This window comes from Streptomyces sp. NPDC029296 (assembly GCF_055569255.1).
In genome coordinates this window covers 245,484-260,800 of record NZ_JBVHXT010000002.1, presented here as the reverse complement: position 1 = coordinate 260,800, position 15,317 = coordinate 245,484, and the positions used below count along the sequence as shown (strand labels likewise).

The following is a 15,317-nucleotide window of genomic DNA, read 5'->3' as shown; positions in this document are numbered from 1 at the left end:
CGCCCGGCATGCCGGCAGCCAGGGCGCCGGAGGGCGCCGACCTCCCCGCCCTCCGCCGAGCCGCCGCGGACTGTCGCGGCCGCCCCCTGCACCGCGCCGCCGCCCGGACGGTCCTCTGGCGCCGGAAGCGCCGGCGCCCGGCTGATGCTCGTAGGAGAGCAGCCCGGCGATCAGGAGGACCGGGAGGGGAGACCGTTCGCCGGCCCGGCGGGCAAGCTGTTCGACCGGGCGCTCGAAGAGGCCGGTATCGATCCCGCCGAGGTCTACGCGACGAACGCGGTGGAGCACTTCGGGTTCACCCGGGCCGAACCCCGCAAGCGTCATGGCCGGCAAGGCCCTGCCGGGCTCCTCGTTCCGCGTGGGCGAGGTCCGCGGGACGGTCCTGGAGCGCGAGGTCCACGGCCGCGCCGAACGCCTCGTACCAGGGCCTGGTGGCCGGTCCGGAGGTGGCGGCCCGGGCCCTCGGGTGACGGAACCCACCCCGGAGAGGCCGTAGGTAATAGGTACACTCCCCTCGTGCCTCTTACCTTCACTCTCGACCCCGCCGCCACCCCGGCCCTCCGCGACGGCATCCTCGACCTGTGGACGGACGTCTCGAACGCCGGCGGCTCCGTCGGCTTCGTCGCCCCGGTGACCCGCGACGAGATACGGCCCGAGCTGGTGCGCCACTTCGCGCAGATGGCCGAGGACCGCACCCGGCTGCTCGTCGGCCACGACGAGGCCGGCCGGATCGCCGCGACCGCGTTCCTCACCCGCAACACCCACCGGCTGATGACCCACTGGGTGGGGCTGTACACGGTGATGGTCCACCCCCGCCACCAGGGCCGCGGCTACGGCCGTGACCTGCTGGCCGCCGCCGAGGACGCGGCCCGCGGCCTCGGCGGCATCGAGGCGATCCGGCTGACCTGCCGGGGCGGGCACGGCCTGGAGCGGTTCTACGCCTCCTGCGGCTACAAGGAGGTCGGCCGGGTCCCGGACGCCATCCGCGTCGCGCCCGGCGACGACCGCGACGAGATCGTCATGCTGCTGCCGCTCGCCTGACCCCCTTGCGCGACCCCCCTGCGTGATCGGCATCGGGTCGTGCTTCACTGGACGATGACCCTCTTTGGAATCGGACGAGTGGATTGAGATGCTCCGCTACACGCTGATGCGCCTCGGTATCTTCGCGGGCTGCCTCGTGATCGTCTGGGGAGCCGTCTACTCGGGCATCTTCCCGCGCGGCTTCGGTGACTCCAACCTCCTGTGGGTGCTGCTGCTCTCCCTGATCCTGTCGGCACCGATCAGCTGGGTCGTGCTGCGCAAGGAGCGGGACCGGGCCTCGGTGCGGATCGTGCGCAAGGTCGACCGGATGAAGGCCAACCTGGACGCCAACCGCAGCCAGGAGGACTTCGCCGACGACACCGCGCGGGCGCAGGGCGGGGCCACCGCGTCCAGCTAGCACCTGCCCGGGCCGGCGGGGCGCTCCCTGCCGGTACGCGCTCGGCCGGGGACGGCTCCCGGCCGAACTAGTCTTGCCCCATGGGTGCCGTGAAGACCAAGCGGATGCCGAGGGCGGTGCGCGAGCGGCAGATGCTCGACGCCGCCGTACGGATCTTCGGGCAGCGCGGGTACACGGCCGCGTCGATGGACGAGATCGCCGAACTCGCGGGCGTGTCCAAGCCGTTGGTCTATCTGTACCTGAATTCCAAGGAAGACCTCTTCACCGCCTGCATCCGCCGGGAGGCCGCCGCGCTCACGGCGGCCGTGCGCGCGGGCGTACGGCCGGACACGCCCGTCGACCGGCAGCTCTGGGACGGACTGCGGGCGTTCTTCGCGCACACCGCCGAGCATCCGGACGGCTGGTCGGTGCTGCATCTGCAGGCCCGCAGGCACGGTGAGCCGTTCGTGTCCGAGGCCGCCGCGATGCGCGCGGAGATCGTCGCGTTCGTGACGCGGCTGGTGGCGATGGCGGCGCGGGAGGCGCACCGGGACCCCGACCTGCCGGAGCGCGAGGTGGCCGGACTCGCCGAGGCGCTGGTCGGCGCGGCGGAGTCGCTCGCCGCGTGGGCCAACGCCACCCCGGAGGTGACGGCCCGCCAGGCCGCGGCCACCCTGATGAACTTCGCCTGGTCCGGCCTGGGCAACCTCATGCGGGGCAGGGTCTGGAGCCCGCCGCCGGACGACGGCTGAACCTAGCCCGGGCCACCGCTCACCCTCCCCGGACCGCCCCCTCCACGCACAACCGCCCGCCGGTGCCCCGCAGTTCGAACCGCCCGCCGCCGTCCGCCCCGTACCGCACGGTCCCCGGCAGCGGTACCGGCGCGCGGAACCGGGCCCGTACGACGGCCGTGGCCGGGGTGCCGTGGGCGGCGAGGCAGCGGGCGAGGGTCCACATGCCGTGGGCGATGGGCCGGGGGAAGCCGAAGAGCCGGGCGGTGAGCGGGTGCAGGTGGATGGGGTTGCGGTCCCCGGACACGGCGCCGTACCGCCGCCCCACATCCCCGCCGAGCCGCCACTCGGCGACGACGGGGAGCCCCTCGCCGGCCTCCGCCGGGCCGCGCGCCCCCGCTTGCCCGGTCCGGGCCAGGTACCTGCTGCGGGACACCCACACCGGCCGGCCCCCGCCCCCGCCCGCCCGCACGGCGGTCACCACCACCGCCTCGGTCCCGCGCCTCCGCTCCGCCAGCCCCTCGACCCACACGGAGACCTCGTACATCCCTTCGGCCGGCAGCGCGGCCCGCCGCTCGATCTCGACGGACGTGTGGACCAGCCCCAGCAGCGGCAGCGGGAAGTCCCGGCCGCTCATCAGCCGCATGGCCAGCGGGAAGCCGAGAACGTGCGGGTAGGTGAGGGGGAGGGCGGTCGCGCCGGTGGCGAAGCCGCAGACCCGCTCGTAGGCGACCAGGTGCGCGAGGTCGACCCGCACGCCGGGCAGCACCAGCCGTGTGCCGGGGACGGCCGCGTCCGGGGCCGGGCGCTTGAAGGGGGAGCGCAGGGCGCCCCGGGCCAGCAGGGGGCCGAGCGCGGGCGGCGCGGCGAGGGTCACGGTGTGCATCGGGTCACGCCCCCAGCGGTCTCTCCGAATTGCCTACTGTGAAGTAACGTTACCGGAGGTAAGCCGAGTGGGCGGGTGCCCCCCGAGGCTGCACATCCCCGGCCCCGGACCCTCCCGGAACCCGCACAACCCCCTCACAGTGGAGTCGTACGATCACCAGGCCTGACCAGCGGTAACCCCATCCCGCACCCGGGGTCCGCCGCCGGTGCGCGCACGCCAGAGGAGCCGCCCGTGTCCACGCCGTACCCGAACGCCCCCGTCTCCTCCGGCGCCCCGGTCTCCGCCACCGACTACGACGGCCTCCCGGTCCTGGTCCAGCCCGACGTACGACGGCTGGACGGCGCGGTGCGGGAGGTGTCGGTGCCGCCGTTCGCGCCCCCGGTCACCCACGGCTCCCTCGCCGACCTGCCGTACGAGAACGCGGAGTCGGCCCCCGACGCGGTCGTCCTCGGCCGCAGGCTGCCCGGCGGCCGCTGGACGGACGTGACGGCCGCGCGGTTCGCCGCCGAGGTGCAGGCGGTGGCCAGGGGACTGATCGCCGAGGGCCTGATGCCGGGCGACCGGATCGCGATCATGGCCCGCACGACCTACGAGTGGACGCTGCTGGACTTCGCGGCGTGGGCGGCCGGACTGGTCACCGTGCCGGTGTACCCGACCTCCTCCGTCTTCCAGACCCGCTGGATCCTGCACGACTCCGGCGCGGTCGCCCTGGTGACGGAGACCGTCGCGCAGGCCGCCGCGCTCGGCCCCGAACTCCCGCGCCTGCCCGACGTACGGCACGTGTGGGTGATGGAGAAGGACCACGTGGCCCGGCTCGCCGACGCGGGCGCGCACGTACCGGACGCGGAGGTGGGCGTGCGCCGGGGCATGCTCGGCCCCGACACGCTCGCCACGCTCATCTACACCTCGGGGACCACCGGCCGCCCCAAGGGCTGCGCGCTGACGCACGGCAACTTCTTCGCCGAGGTGGACAACGCCATCGAACTCCTCCACCCGGTGTTCAAGGCGCGGGATTACGAGCCCTCGGTGCTGCTCTTCCTGCCCCTGTCCCACGTCTTCGGCCGGATGGTCGCCATCGCCTGCGTCCGCGCCCGGGTCCGCCTCGGCCACGCGCCCAGCCTGGCCCCGGACGACCTGCTGCCGGACCTCGCCGCGTTCCGGCCGACCGCGCTGCTGACGATCCCGTACATGCTGGAGAAGGTGTACAACTCCGCGCGCGCGGCGGCGGAGGCGGGCGGCCGGACGGCGGTGTTCGACCGGGCGGCGGCGGTGGCCCGGCGCTACGGCGAGGCGCTGGAGGCCCGCCAGACCGGCACCGGAGCCGGTCCGGGCCGCGCCCTGAAGACCCAGCGCGCCTTCTACGACCCCCTGGTCTACCGCCGTATCCGCGCCGCCATGGGGGGCCGGGTCAGATACGCGATCTGCGGCGGCTCCCCGCTCGGCCGGCGCCTCGCCGCGTTCTACGCGGGCGCGGGCATCGAGATCTTCGAGGGATACGGCCTGACGGAGACGACCGCCGCGTCCACGGTCACCCCGCCGCTCAAGCCCCGGCTGGGCACGGTGGGCTGGCCGCTGCCCGGGACCCGGGTGCGGATCGCGGCGGACGGCGAGATCCTCGTGGCCGGCGACCACGTGCTGCGCGGCTACTGGGACCCCCAGGCGGGCGGGGTGGTCCCCGCGACCCGCGACGGCTGGCTGCCCACCGGCGACCTCGGCGCGCTGGACGACGAGGGCTATCTGACCATCACCGGCCGCAAGAAGGAGCTGCTGATCACGGCGGGCGGCAAGTCGGTGGCCCCGGCCCCGCTGGAGAACTGGCTGCGCCAGCACCCGCTGATCTCCCAGGTGATCCTGGTGGGCGACGGCCGCCCCTACGTCACCGCGCTCATCACCCTCGACCCCGACGGCATCACCCACTGGCGTCAGATGCTCGGCAAGCACCCGGTCCCGCCGGAACTCCTGGTCGGCGACGAGGAGCTGACGGCCGTCCTCCGGCGCGCGGTGGACGAGGCGAACAAACTCGTCTCCCGCCCCGAGTCCATCCGCCGCTTCGCCGTCCTGCCGACGGACTTCACGGAGGCGGCGGGACACCTGACCCCCTCGATGAAGCTGCGCCGGGACCGGATCCTGCGGGACTTCGGGGCGCAGGTGGAAAGCCTGTACGAGCGCCGGGACTAGGCCGTAACCTGCCGGAACGCCAACATCACGGGGAAGTGCATGAACGATCCGAACACCACGGGCCACCCCTTGCCCGGGCCGCCGCCCCAGCCCCCGCTGCCGCCCCCGGTGACGGGGGCCACCCTCGTCCTCCGGGTCAGCCGCCGCATGCTGTGGGCGGGGTCGGCGGCCTTCCCGCTGCACAACATCACGATGGTCGACGCCTACATGTTCCGGCCCAGCCGGGTCGCGGCGCTCTTCCGCTGCCTGAAGTGGCTGATCGGCGCCTTCCTGGTCTATCTGGCCTACGTCGCGATCAACGCCATGGACAACCCGGGTGACGGGGGCGTCGACAACCCCGCGTTCCTGGTCGTCCTCTGCGTCGCGGCGCTGATCGTCCCCGTCAAGGACCTGCTCGCGCCGCCGAAGCCGGTGCTGTCCGTCCAGGTGGCCAGCGGCTCGGCCCTGGTGGTGACCCTGCCGAGCCTGGAGGAGCTGCGGCAGATCGCGGACCGGATCGCGTACGCGATCGACCACCCGGAGGCCGAGTTCACCGCGATCGTGCACCAGTACAACACCAACAACTACGGGCCGGTCGCCAACGTCAACGGCGGCCACGGGAACACGGGGTTCAAGCTGTGAGCGACACGACGAACTACTACGGGCCGGTCGCCAACGTCAACGGCGGCCAGGGCAACGTCGGGTTCAACTACGGCACGGTCGGCGGCCCCGCCCAGGACGCCGAACTCCGCGCCGCCGTCGACGATCTGGCCCGCGGCCTCGCGGACCTGCGCCGGCACCTCACCCCGGAGCAGGACCGGACCGTCGAGGAGGCCCTGCCCGCGCTGACCCCCGACCGTGCGGCTCTGCGCGAGCGCGGCCTGGTCCTGGCGTCCGTCGCCCAGATCGCCGCCGCCGTCGGCGCGGTCGGCGAGCCCGTCGTGAACGCGGTGGGGCGCCTGATCGCGCTGCTCGGCCAGGGCTGACCGCTCGGTCGGCACCCGCTCCCCGCACATCCCGCGTCGTCCGGACTCGGCGGGGCGGGGAGCGGGTTGCCGCCTGGGTCGGTCGCGGCCCGGACACGATCCTCGTACGACGCCAACACCCAGTCAATCCTGGGGTTTTCTTCCCTGACCCAAGCGATAACTTGGGTCTCATGACTCTGGACGACCTCCGTGTGTTCGTGGCCGTGTGCCGCGCGGGCAGCCTCAGTTCGGTCGCCCGGGACCTCGGCCGCACCCAGTCCGCCGTCAGCCAGCACGTGAAGCGGCTGGAGCGGGAGACCGGTGTCGCCCTGCTGGAACGCCGGCCGCGCGGGGTCGTGCCGACCCGGGCCGGCCGGATACTGGAGGCGGCGGCGGCCGAGGGCATCAACGGCCTCGATCTCGCCGTACGACAGCTGCGCGACCTCCTCGACGGACACAGCGGCCACGTCCGCGTCGCCACGGGCGCCACGACCGTCCGGCACTTCATGTCCGGCGCCGTCGTGGCCTTCCGCCGCCGCCACCCCGAGGTCAACCTGGAGTTCCGCACGGTCAGTTCGGGCCGGGGCAGCTTCGACGCCCTCGCCGACGGCACCCTGGACCTCGCCTGGATCACGATCGGCCCCCCGGTCCGCGGCATCGAACAGCGGACCGTCGTCGAACTGCCCTGGCTCCTCGCCGTACCGGCCGACGACCCCCTGTCCGGCCGTCCCCGCCTCGACCCCGCCGAACTGGCCGGCACCCGGCTCATCCGGCTCCCGCCCAACTCCGCCTCCGCCGCCCACCTCGAAGCGGCCTGCGCGGAGCGGGGCGTGCGGTTCGCCTACGAGCCGAGCGTCGCGGACTGGGACACCGCCCTCCTCCTCGCCGAACTCGGCGTCGGAAGGGCGGTCGTCCCCGCCGTGCCCGGTCTGCCCGTCCCGGGTGACGGCCCCCTCCGGCTGATCCCGCTGCCCGGCCTCCGCCCCCTCCCCGTCGGCTGGGCCGTCCGCCGCTGGGACGCGCTCAGCCCGCCGGCCCGGGCCTTCGCGGACACGGTCGCCTCCGTGCGCTGAGCGACGCCCCGGCCCACCCTCACGCCGGAGGCGTGGTCAGCCGTCCCTCCGGGCGAGGAGGAACGCCTGCGGGGCCGACTCCCCGTGCTCGGCCACCCGTGCCCGCACCGTGCTGGAACGCACGGCGAAACCGGCGCCCCCCAGCAGCTCCGCCATCCGCTCGGGACGGCGCCGGTGGAAGTCCAGGGAGACGGGGTGGCCCCACGGACGGTCGAGGTGGAGCGGTTCGTCGCCGGTCTGGAAGGCGAGGAGGAGCCGTCCGCCCGGGGCCAGGACCCGGCGGAACTCGGCGAACAGTGCCGGAAGTCCGTCCTCCGGCGTGTGGATGCCGGAGTACCAGGAGACCACCCCGGCCAGCGCGCCGTCGGCCAGGGGCAGCGACCTCATCGAGCCCTGCCCGAACCGCAGCGTGGGGTACCTGCGGCGGGCGACCCGGATCATCGACTCGGACAGGTCGAGGCCGAACACGGACAGACCGAGCCCGTCGAGGTGCGCGGTGATCTCGCCGGGGCCGCAGCCGAGGTCGGCGACCAGCCCGGCGGGCCCGACCTGCTCGGCGAACGCGGCGAGCAGTCCCCGCTCCAGGGGCCGGTGGGCGAGCTGGTCGCGGAAGTGGACGGCGTAGTCCTCGGCGATGGTGTCGTAGAAGGCGCGGGTGTCGGTCATGGGGAGGGACCCTAACGGGCCGTGCCCACCAGCCCCGTAGTCTGACTGCCGTTGGCCGTGACATGACGTGGGGGGTACGGGCCGATGGACGAGGCGACGGACGTCTTCCGGGCGCTCCGGGCCGACGATCCCGTGACGGTGGCCGGGTACCGGCCGGCCGCCCGGCTGGGCGCGGGCGGCATGGGCCGGGTCTACCTGTCCCACACCCAGGGCGGACGCCCCGTCGCGCTGAAGGTCGTACGGCCCGAGCTGGCGGACGACCCCGACTTCCGGCGGCGGTTCCGGCGGGAGGTCACGGCGGCCCGCCGGGTGCGCGGCGCGTACACCGCCGAGCTGATCGACGCGGACCCGGACGGCACCCCGCCCTGGCTGGCCACCCTCTACGTGCCGGGGCCGTCGCTGGCCGACGCGGTGGCCCGGCGCGGCCCGCTGCCGGTGGCGGCGGTGCTGTGGCTGATGGCGGGCGTGGCCGAGGCGTTGCAGGCCATCCACGCCGAGGGCGTCGTGCACCGGGACCTGAAGCCGTCGAACGTGCTGCTGGCCGCCGACGGGCCCCGGGTGATCGACTTCGGTATCGCGCTGGCGGCGGACGGCACGTCGTACACGGCGACGGGCAGCACGATCGGCACGCCCGCGTTCATGGCGCCCGAGCAGGCGACCGGCGGTGAGGTGACGGCGGCGACGGACGTGTTCGCGCTCGGGCAGACGGCCGCGTTCGCGGCGCTGGGCCGGCCGCTGTACGGCGAGGGGTCGGGCGTGAACGTGCTGTACCGCATCGTCCACTCCGAACCCGAGCTGGACCTGCTGCCCGAGCCGCTGCGCCCGCTGCTCGCCCGGTGCCTGGCCGCCGACCCGGCGGAGCGGGCCACCCCGGCCGAGATCGTGCGAGGGTGCCGGCAGCGGCTGGGCGCGGAGCCCGGCACGGGCGGGGGGCCGGCCGTGTGGCGGGAGATCACCGGGCCGGAGGTCACGGTCCCGGCGCCGGTGCCCGAGCCCACCGCGGTCGTCCCGCAGCCGCTGATCGGTTACCCGCCGCCCGGGTGGCCGCGGCCGACGGCCGAGGAGCGCAAGGCCCGCAGACGGCGTGCCGTCCTGCTGACGGTCGCCGCCATGGCGGTCTGCGCGCTGCTGGTCGCCGTCCTGGCCTGGGCGGGCCTGGACACCGCAAGCCGGTTCGGCGCACGGAAGGCGGCGGCCGGCGCCACGGCGTCCGGTGGGGGAGGGGGCACGCGGTCGCCGGCGACCGCGTCCGGCTCCGCTTCCGGCTCGGCGGACCGCTCCGGCGCGGGGGCCGTACCCGGCGAGGCGCGGACCCCCTCGCCGTCGCCGTCACGACCGCGCGTCGACTCCTTCGCCCCGGCGTACCTGAACGCGACGACCCCGCTGAGCATCGAGCACCCGGGCGGCAAGGGGACGAACGACAAGGGCGCCCTCCGCCTCGACTGCGGGACGGGCAGGTGTGAAGTGGACAGCGGCGAGAGCATCATCATCCAGATGTACGGCGCCCACGGCACCACCCTCGACGAGTGCCGCTGGATCCTGGAGGACGCCACGAAGCACAGCTGGACGCTGGCCGGGGCGGCGGCCGGCACCGAGTTCTGTGTCAAGCACCCCTCGGGGGACATCGCGCTGTTCGTCATCCAGATCAAGTCGACCGCGATGCCGGAATCCGCCTTCCTCGAAGGAGACCTGACCGTCTGGCGGGACGCGGCCTAATCCACCCCGGCCAGCCGCAGCAGCGCCGTCGTCGCGGCGGCGGCCACGACCACGACGGCGAACGGGGCCCGGCGCCAGGCCAGCGCCGCGCCGACCAGCACCCCGGCGGGGCGGGCCCAGCCCGCGAGGCCCCCGGATTCGGTCAGCGCGCCCGTGGCCAGCAGGGCGGCCAGCAGCACCACCGCGCCCGCCGACGCCAGCTCCTGCACCCGGGCCGGGACCGTGATCCGGCCGTGGAGGACCGGGCCCACCAGCCGGAAGGCGTACGTGCCGACGGCCAGGGCGAGGATGACGGTGACGGTGGCGTTCATACGGCGGCGCCCGGTCCGGCGGGGCGTCTGTGCAGGAACAGGCCGGCCAGCGCGAGCAGCACCGGGACCCCGGCCGGGACGGCGGGCGTGACCGCGAGGGCGAGCGCGGCACCGAGCAGCGCGCACCGCCGTACCGCCGCGTCCGCGCGCAGGGCGGGCAGGACCAGGGAGGCCAGGACGGCGGGGAAGGCGGCGTCCAGGCCGTAACGGCCGGTGTCGCCGAGCGTGCTGCCCGCGAGGGCGCCGGCCAGGACGCCGAGGTTCCACACCGCGAACAGGCCGAGTCCGACGATCCAGAACGCCCGGCGCCGCCGGGCCGGGTCCGGCTGGGCGAGGGCGAAGGCGACCGTCTCGTCCGTGACCAGGTGGGCGCCGAGGAACCGGCTCACGCGGCCGGAGCCGATGATCTCGGCCACGGCGAGGCTGAAGGCGGCCGTCCGCGTGTTGAGCAGCAGCCCGGCGGTCACGGCGGCGGCCGGGCCGCCACCGGCGAACAGCACACCCACCGCGCTGAACTGGGCCGATCCCGCGTACACCACCACGGACATCAGCACCGGCACCCACAGGGGCAGGCCGCCCGCGACGGCGACGGCGCCGAAGGACACGCCGACGATGCCGCCGGCCAGCCAGACGAGCGCGCTGTCCCTGACGAGGGCGCGGTCGTCGGCGCTGTTGGTGGGCCCGACGGGGCCCGTTCGCTGTGTCGAACGCACGTTTTTTATGATGAACGGTGAGTACATTGTCCGTCAAGACACACGATGGTGTGATGGAGCGAACGACATGTCCGAGGCCACCCCCGCCCGACTCCCCCTGGAATGGATCGCCGCCTCCCTGAAGCGGGAGCGCGGTCGCGCCGGGCTGTCCCTGTCCGAGCTGGCCAGGCGGGCCGGCGTCGCCAAGTCCACGCTGTCCCAACTGGAGGCGGCGAGCGGGAATCCGGGCATGGAGACCCTCTGGACGCTGGCCGTGGCGCTCGGCGTGCCGTTCAGCGCGCTGGTCGAGCCGCCCGCGCAGCCGGTCCGGGTGATCCGGGCCGGCCAAGGACCCGCGGTCCACTCCGAGCAGTCCAGCTATCTGGCGTCGCTGCTGTCGGCCTGCCCGCCGGGTGCCCGCCGGGATCTGTATTTCGTCTGGCTGGAGCCGGGCACCGTACGGGATTCGGAACCGCATATTCCGGGGACCGTGGAACACATCGTGGTGAGCGAGGGCGCGGTGAAAGCGGGGCCGCGCGGGGAGGCCGTGGAACTGGGCCCGGGGGACTACGTGTCGTACCGGGGAGACGTGCCCCACGCGTACGAGGCACTGGCGGCCGGCACGAAGTTCGTGCTCGTCATGCAGCACGTGTGAGAGTTCCGGTCCGGGTGGGGGCGGTGCGGTCCGGGAAGGGGCCGGTGTCCGCCGTGAACGGGAAAGGAACGGGAAAAGGCAGGAGCCCCGTCGCCGGATGGCGTGGGGCTCCTTGGGTACTGCTCTCAGGTTCTGCGATCAGGCAGGAATCAGGCGGGGGTGACGTTCTCCGCCTGCGGGCCCTTCGGGCCCTGCGTGACGTCGAAGGTCACGGCCTGGTTCTCCTCGAGGGAGCGGAAGCCGCTGGCGTTGATCGCGGAGTAGTGAACGAAGACGTCGGGGCCGCCGCCCTCCTGGGCGATGAAGCCAAAGCCCTTTTCGGCGTTGAACCACTTAACGGTTCCGGTAGCCATAAGCCCTCCTTGGGCCCAAAAGGGTTGCCCTGCTCCAGAACCTGCAAGTGTGAAACGGTGCCGCACCACTGCATACTTCTGAAAACGACGAGAGCCCGCGGTCACATGCTCCGCAGGCTCTGTACTGCAAGGGAAACCAAACTGCAACTTGCGGCGAGCCTAGCACGGGGGCGCCGGAAAGCAATAGAGGTCAAGATCACTTCACCCGAATGTTTGAACGTCCGCTGGGCTGTTCGGGGTCGGGGTGGTCCAGGTGCCGTACGGGACGGGAGCTAGTCTCGCGATGTGGACAATTCCCGCACCCGGCCGCGTGTCGGCCACATCCAGTTCCTGAACTGCCTGCCCCTGTACTGGGGGCTCGCGAGAACCGGCACGCTGCTCGACTTCGAGCTGACCAAGGACACCCCCGAGAAGCTCAGCGAGGATCTGGTGCGCGGCGGCCTCGACATCGGGCCCGTCACCCTCGTCGAGTTCCTCCGCAACGCCGACGACCTCGTCGCCTTCCCGGACATCGCGGTGGGCTGCGACGGGCCGGTGATGTCCTGCGTGATCGTCTCCCAGCTGCCGCTGGACCGGCTGGACGGCGCCCGGGTCGCCCTCGGTTCGACCTCCCGCACCTCGGTCCGGCTCGCCCAGCTCCTGCTCGCCGAGCGGTACGGCGTGCGGCCCGACTACTACACCTGTCCGCCCGACCTCAGCCTGATGATGCGGGAGGCCGAGGCCGCCGTCCTCATCGGCGACGCGGCCCTGCGCGCCAACCTGGTCGACGGGCCCCGCTACGGCCTCGAGGTGCACGACCTCGGCGCGCTCTGGAAGGAGTGGACCGGGCTGCCGTTCGTCTTCGCGGTCTGGGCGGCCCGCCGGGACTACGCCGAGCGCGAGCCGGTCATCACCCGCCGGGTCCACGAGGCGTTCCTCGAGTCCCGCGACCTCTCCCTGGCGGAGGTCGCCAAGGTCGCCGAACAGGCCGCCCGCTGGGAGGCGTTCGACGAGGCCACCCTGGAGCGGTACTTCACCACCCTCGACTTCAGCTTCGGCGCCCCCCAGTTGGAGGCGGTCGCCGAGTTCGCCCGCCGGGTGGGCCCGACGACCGGCTTCCCGGCCGACGCCCGGGTGGACCTGCTCCAGCGGTAGGCGCCGACGGCCAGGGAGGAGGCGGGGTGGCGGACATGGCCGGGCTGACCACGGGCTTACTGCCCCTCGCGGCCGGGGTGTGGGGCGCCCTCGCGGGCGCACTGCTGCCCCGCGCCGCGTACCGCTTCTCCGTCCCCCACGGCGAGCCGTGGCGCGACCACTGCCCGACCGGCACCCACCCCGTCCGGGGGTGGCTGGGGAGCGCGGGCTGCGCGGAGTGCGCGAGCGCCGGGGGACGCGCGGAGCCGCAAGGAGACGCGCACCACGGCAGGCCCCCCGGACCGTCCGACGCCGGGGCGCCCCCCGGCCCGGCCGACAGTGCGGCGTACCCGGCGCGCGACGGCGAGGCGCCTTCCGGGGCGGCCGGCGGCGAGGCACCCTCCGGGCCCGCCGACAGTGGAATGCCTTCCGCGTCGGCTGGCGGTGGGGCACACCAGGTGTCCGCCCATGGGGGAGCCCGCTCCGGATCCGCCCAGGGGGGAGCCCCTTCTCGGCCGGCCGACGGGAGAGCCCCCTCCGGGTCCGGGGGCCGTGGGCCGTGCCCTGGGTCCGCCGACAGTGGGGCGCCCTCCGGGTTCACCGGCGACGAGGCGCCTTCCATGCCGGCCGGTGGTGAGGGACACACGGCGTCGGCCGACAGCGGGACGCCTTCCGGGCCCGCCGGCCGTGGGGTGCGGTCCGGGTCCGCCGGAAGCGGAGTGCCCTCCGGGCCCACCGGGCGGGGGACGCCTTCCGCCTCGCTCCTCGCCCTCGTCACCGCCCTCGTCTGTGCCGCTCTCGCCGTCGCCACCGGGGCCCGGCCCGAAGTGGCGGTCTGGCTGGTGCTCGCGCCCGTCGGGGTGCTGCTCGCCGCCGTGGACCTGCGGGTGCGCCGGCTGCCCGACCCGCTGACCCTCCCGCTCGCGCCCGCCGCCCTCGCCCTGCTCGGTCTCGCCGCGCTGCTGCCCGAACACGCCGGGCACTGGCCCACCGCCCTCGGCGCCGCCCTCGCCCTCGCCGCCGGCTACCTCGTGCTGCACCTCCTCAACCCGGACGGCATGGGCTTCGGCGACGTCAAACTGGCCGTCGGCGCGGGCGCCGTGCTCGGCTGGTACGGCTGGCCCACCGTGCTGCTCGGCACCTTCGCCGCGTTCCTGCTCGGCGCCCTCTACGGCGGCGTCCTCGTGCTCGCCCGGCGCGCGGGCCGCAAGACGGGCGTGCCGTTCGGCCCGTTCCTGCTGGCCGGCACCCTCGTCGGGCTGCTGACCGGGGCGTTCGCGGCCTGACGTCGGCCGCCGCAGCCGCCTGGCGTAGGCTGACGTCGTCCGTCCACAACCCCTTACGAAACCTTGCGAAAGGGACGCCGGTGACCGAGAAGGCCGACCTCCAGTCCGTCCTCGACCGCGCCGCGGCGGGCGGACGCATCACCCCCGAGGAAGCGCTCGCCCTCTACCGCGACGCCCCGCTGCACGTCCTGGGCTCCGCCGCCGACGCCGTGCGCCGCCGCGAGTACGCCGGCACCGAGCACATCGCCACGTACATCATCGAGCGGAACATCAACTACACGAACGTGTGTGTCACGGCGTGCAAGTTCTGCGCCTTCTACGCGGCCCCCAAGGACACCGGGAAGGGCTGGACCCGCGACCTGGACGACATCCTGCGCCGCTGCGCGGAGACCGTCGAACTCGGCGGCACCCAGATCATGTTCCAGGGCGGCCACCACCCGGACTACGGCGTCGAGTACTACGAGAAGCACTTCCGGGCCATCAAGGAGGCCTTCCCGCAGCTCGTGATCCACTCCCTCGGCGCGTCCGAGGTCGAGCACATGGCCCGGATCAGCGGCGTCTCCGTCGAGGAGGCCATCACCCGGATCCACCGGGCGGGCCTGGACTCCTTCGCCGGTGCCGGCGCCGAACTGCTGCCGGAGCGGCCGCGCAAGGCCATCGCCCCGCTGAAGGAGAGCGGCGAGCGCTGGCTGGAGATCATGGAGACCGCGCACCGGCTGGGCGTGGAGTCCACCTCCACCATGCTCATGGGCACCGGCGAGACCAACGCCGAGCGCATCGAGCACCTGCGGATGATCCGGGACGTACAGGACCGCACGGGCGGCTTCCGCGCGTTCATCCCGTACACCTACCAGCCCGAGAACAACCACCTGAAGGGCCGCACCCAGGCGACCCTGTTCGAGTACCTGCGGATGATCGCCGTCGCCCGCCTCTTCCTGGACAACGTCCGGCACATCCAGGGCTCCTGGCTCACCACCGGCAAGGAGGTCGGCCAGCTGTCCCTGCACTACGGCGCGGACGACCTCGGCTCGATCATGCTGGAGGAGAACGTGGTCTCCTCCGCCGGCGCCAGGCACCGCTCCAACCGCCTGGAGATCATCGACCTGATCCGCAAGGCGGGCCGCGTCCCGGCGCAGCGTTCGACCACCTACGAGCACCTCGTCGTGCACGACGACCCGGCGAACGACCCCGTGGACGACCGCGTGGTCTCCCACATCTCCTCCACGGCCATCGAGGGCGGCACCGCCCACCCCGAGCTGAAGCTGCTCGCGTCGAACTAGCCGAGCAGCCGAGCCA

17 protein-coding genes and 1 pseudogene are annotated in these 15,317 nt (G+C 73.9%); 13 read left to right on the top strand and 5 right to left on the bottom strand.

What is annotated here, in order from left to right:
* Window positions 1-8: 8 nt before the first annotated feature.
* The 4 genes and pseudogenes from ACZ4W9_RS02720 to ACZ4W9_RS02705 all read left to right on the top strand — a co-directional run.
* Window positions 9-424, top strand: a pseudogene (locus ACZ4W9_RS02720) (uracil-DNA glycosylase family protein); the annotation flags it as partial.
* A gap of 92 nt (window positions 425-516) precedes the next feature.
* Window positions 517-1,041 (top strand): GNAT family N-acetyltransferase, encoded by a 525-nt coding sequence (locus ACZ4W9_RS02715; protein WP_467932679.1) that lies wholly within the window; start codon window positions 517-519, stop codon window positions 1,039-1,041.
* Window positions 1,042-1,129: 88 nt separating this feature from the next.
* Window positions 1,130-1,438, top strand: coding sequence for a DUF4229 domain-containing protein (locus ACZ4W9_RS02710; RefSeq protein WP_467932677.1), 309 nt, complete (start codon window positions 1,130-1,132; stop codon window positions 1,436-1,438).
* 80 nt (window positions 1,439-1,518) lie between these two features.
* Complete coding sequence (locus ACZ4W9_RS02705) at window positions 1,519-2,169, top strand: TetR/AcrR family transcriptional regulator (protein ID WP_467932676.1); 651 nt, start codon at window positions 1,519-1,521, stop codon at window positions 2,167-2,169.
* A 19-nt stretch (window positions 2,170-2,188) separates the two neighbouring features.
* Here ACZ4W9_RS02705 and ACZ4W9_RS02700 read toward each other — a convergent pair whose 3' ends face one another.
* Window positions 2,189-3,034, bottom strand: a complete 846-nt coding sequence (locus ACZ4W9_RS02700; protein WP_467932675.1) for a MaoC family dehydratase — start codon at window positions 3,032-3,034, stop codon at window positions 2,189-2,191.
* 231 nt (window positions 3,035-3,265) lie between these two features.
* Between ACZ4W9_RS02700 and ACZ4W9_RS02695 the strand changes: the two genes are divergently transcribed.
* The 4 genes from ACZ4W9_RS02695 to ACZ4W9_RS02680 all read left to right on the top strand — a co-directional run bounded on the left by ACZ4W9_RS02695 (window position 3,266) and on the right by ACZ4W9_RS02680 (window position 7,229).
* Complete coding sequence (locus tag ACZ4W9_RS02695) at window positions 3,266-5,212, top strand: AMP-dependent synthetase/ligase (protein WP_467932674.1); 1,947 nt, start codon at window positions 3,266-3,268, stop codon at window positions 5,210-5,212.
* Between the two features lie 39 nt (window positions 5,213-5,251).
* Window positions 5,252-5,833: a DUF6232 family protein gene (locus ACZ4W9_RS02690; RefSeq protein WP_467932672.1), complete on the top strand. Its 582-nt coding sequence runs from the start codon at window positions 5,252-5,254 to the stop codon at window positions 5,831-5,833.
* Window positions 5,830-6,177, top strand: a complete 348-nt coding sequence (locus tag ACZ4W9_RS02685; protein WP_467932671.1) for a hypothetical protein — start codon at window positions 5,830-5,832, stop codon at window positions 6,175-6,177. The genes ACZ4W9_RS02690 and ACZ4W9_RS02685 overlap by 4 nt, the downstream gene beginning before the upstream one ends.
* Before the next feature lie 170 nt (window positions 6,178-6,347).
* Window positions 6,348-7,229 (top strand): LysR family transcriptional regulator, encoded by an 882-nt coding sequence (locus tag ACZ4W9_RS02680; RefSeq protein WP_467932670.1) that lies wholly within the window; start codon window positions 6,348-6,350, stop codon window positions 7,227-7,229.
* 36 nt (window positions 7,230-7,265) lie between these two features.
* Here ACZ4W9_RS02680 and ACZ4W9_RS02675 read toward each other — a convergent pair whose 3' ends face one another.
* Entirely contained in the window at window positions 7,266-7,895 is a 630-nt protein-coding gene (locus tag ACZ4W9_RS02675; protein WP_467932669.1) for a class I SAM-dependent DNA methyltransferase, read from the bottom strand.
* A gap of 84 nt (window positions 7,896-7,979) precedes the next feature.
* On the opposite strand from ACZ4W9_RS02675, the gene ACZ4W9_RS02670 reads away from it, so the two are divergent.
* Window positions 7,980-9,611 carry a serine/threonine-protein kinase gene (locus tag ACZ4W9_RS02670; protein WP_467932667.1) on the top strand — a complete coding sequence of 544 codons (1,632 nt, stop codon included), beginning with the start codon at window positions 7,980-7,982 and terminating at the stop codon, window positions 9,609-9,611.
* Here the strand turns inward: ACZ4W9_RS02670 and ACZ4W9_RS02665 are convergent.
* Entirely contained in the window at window positions 9,608-9,922 is a 315-nt protein-coding gene (locus ACZ4W9_RS02665) for an AzlD domain-containing protein (protein WP_467932666.1), read from the bottom strand. The genes ACZ4W9_RS02670 and ACZ4W9_RS02665 overlap by 4 nt on opposite strands.
* Window positions 9,919-10,635: an AzlC family ABC transporter permease gene (locus ACZ4W9_RS02660; protein WP_467932665.1), complete on the bottom strand. Its 717-nt coding sequence runs from the start codon at window positions 10,633-10,635 to the stop codon at window positions 9,919-9,921. Before ACZ4W9_RS02660 ends, ACZ4W9_RS02665 begins: the two co-directional genes overlap by 4 nt.
* Window positions 10,636-10,702: 67 nt before the next feature.
* Between ACZ4W9_RS02660 and ACZ4W9_RS02655 the strand changes: the two genes are divergently transcribed.
* Complete coding sequence (locus ACZ4W9_RS02655; protein WP_467932663.1) at window positions 10,703-11,269, top strand: helix-turn-helix domain-containing protein; 567 nt, start codon at window positions 10,703-10,705, stop codon at window positions 11,267-11,269.
* A gap of 149 nt (window positions 11,270-11,418) precedes the next feature.
* On the opposite strand, the gene ACZ4W9_RS02650 is transcribed toward ACZ4W9_RS02655, so the two are convergent.
* On the bottom strand, window positions 11,419-11,622 hold the full coding sequence (locus tag ACZ4W9_RS02650; RefSeq protein WP_016645643.1) for a cold-shock protein: 204 nt from the start codon (window positions 11,620-11,622) through the stop codon (window positions 11,419-11,421).
* 285 nt (window positions 11,623-11,907) lie between these two features.
* On the opposite strand from ACZ4W9_RS02650, the gene ACZ4W9_RS02645 reads away from it, so the two are divergent.
* From ACZ4W9_RS02645 to mqnC, 3 genes are all read left to right on the top strand, one after another.
* The gene (locus ACZ4W9_RS02645) at window positions 11,908-12,756 is read left to right on the top strand and encodes a menaquinone biosynthetic enzyme MqnA/MqnD family protein (protein WP_467932662.1); all 849 of its coding nucleotides are present in this window, start codon (window positions 11,908-11,910) and stop codon (window positions 12,754-12,756) included.
* A gap of 599 nt (window positions 12,757-13,355) precedes the next feature.
* On the top strand, window positions 13,356-14,021 hold the full coding sequence (locus ACZ4W9_RS02640; protein ID WP_467932661.1) for a prepilin peptidase: 666 nt from the start codon (window positions 13,356-13,358) through the stop codon (window positions 14,019-14,021).
* Between the two features lie 80 nt (window positions 14,022-14,101).
* Window positions 14,102-15,301: a cyclic dehypoxanthinyl futalosine synthase gene (mqnC, locus tag ACZ4W9_RS02635; protein WP_467932659.1), complete on the top strand. Its 1,200-nt coding sequence runs from the start codon at window positions 14,102-14,104 to the stop codon at window positions 15,299-15,301.
* Window positions 15,302-15,317: the final 16 nt, after the last annotated feature.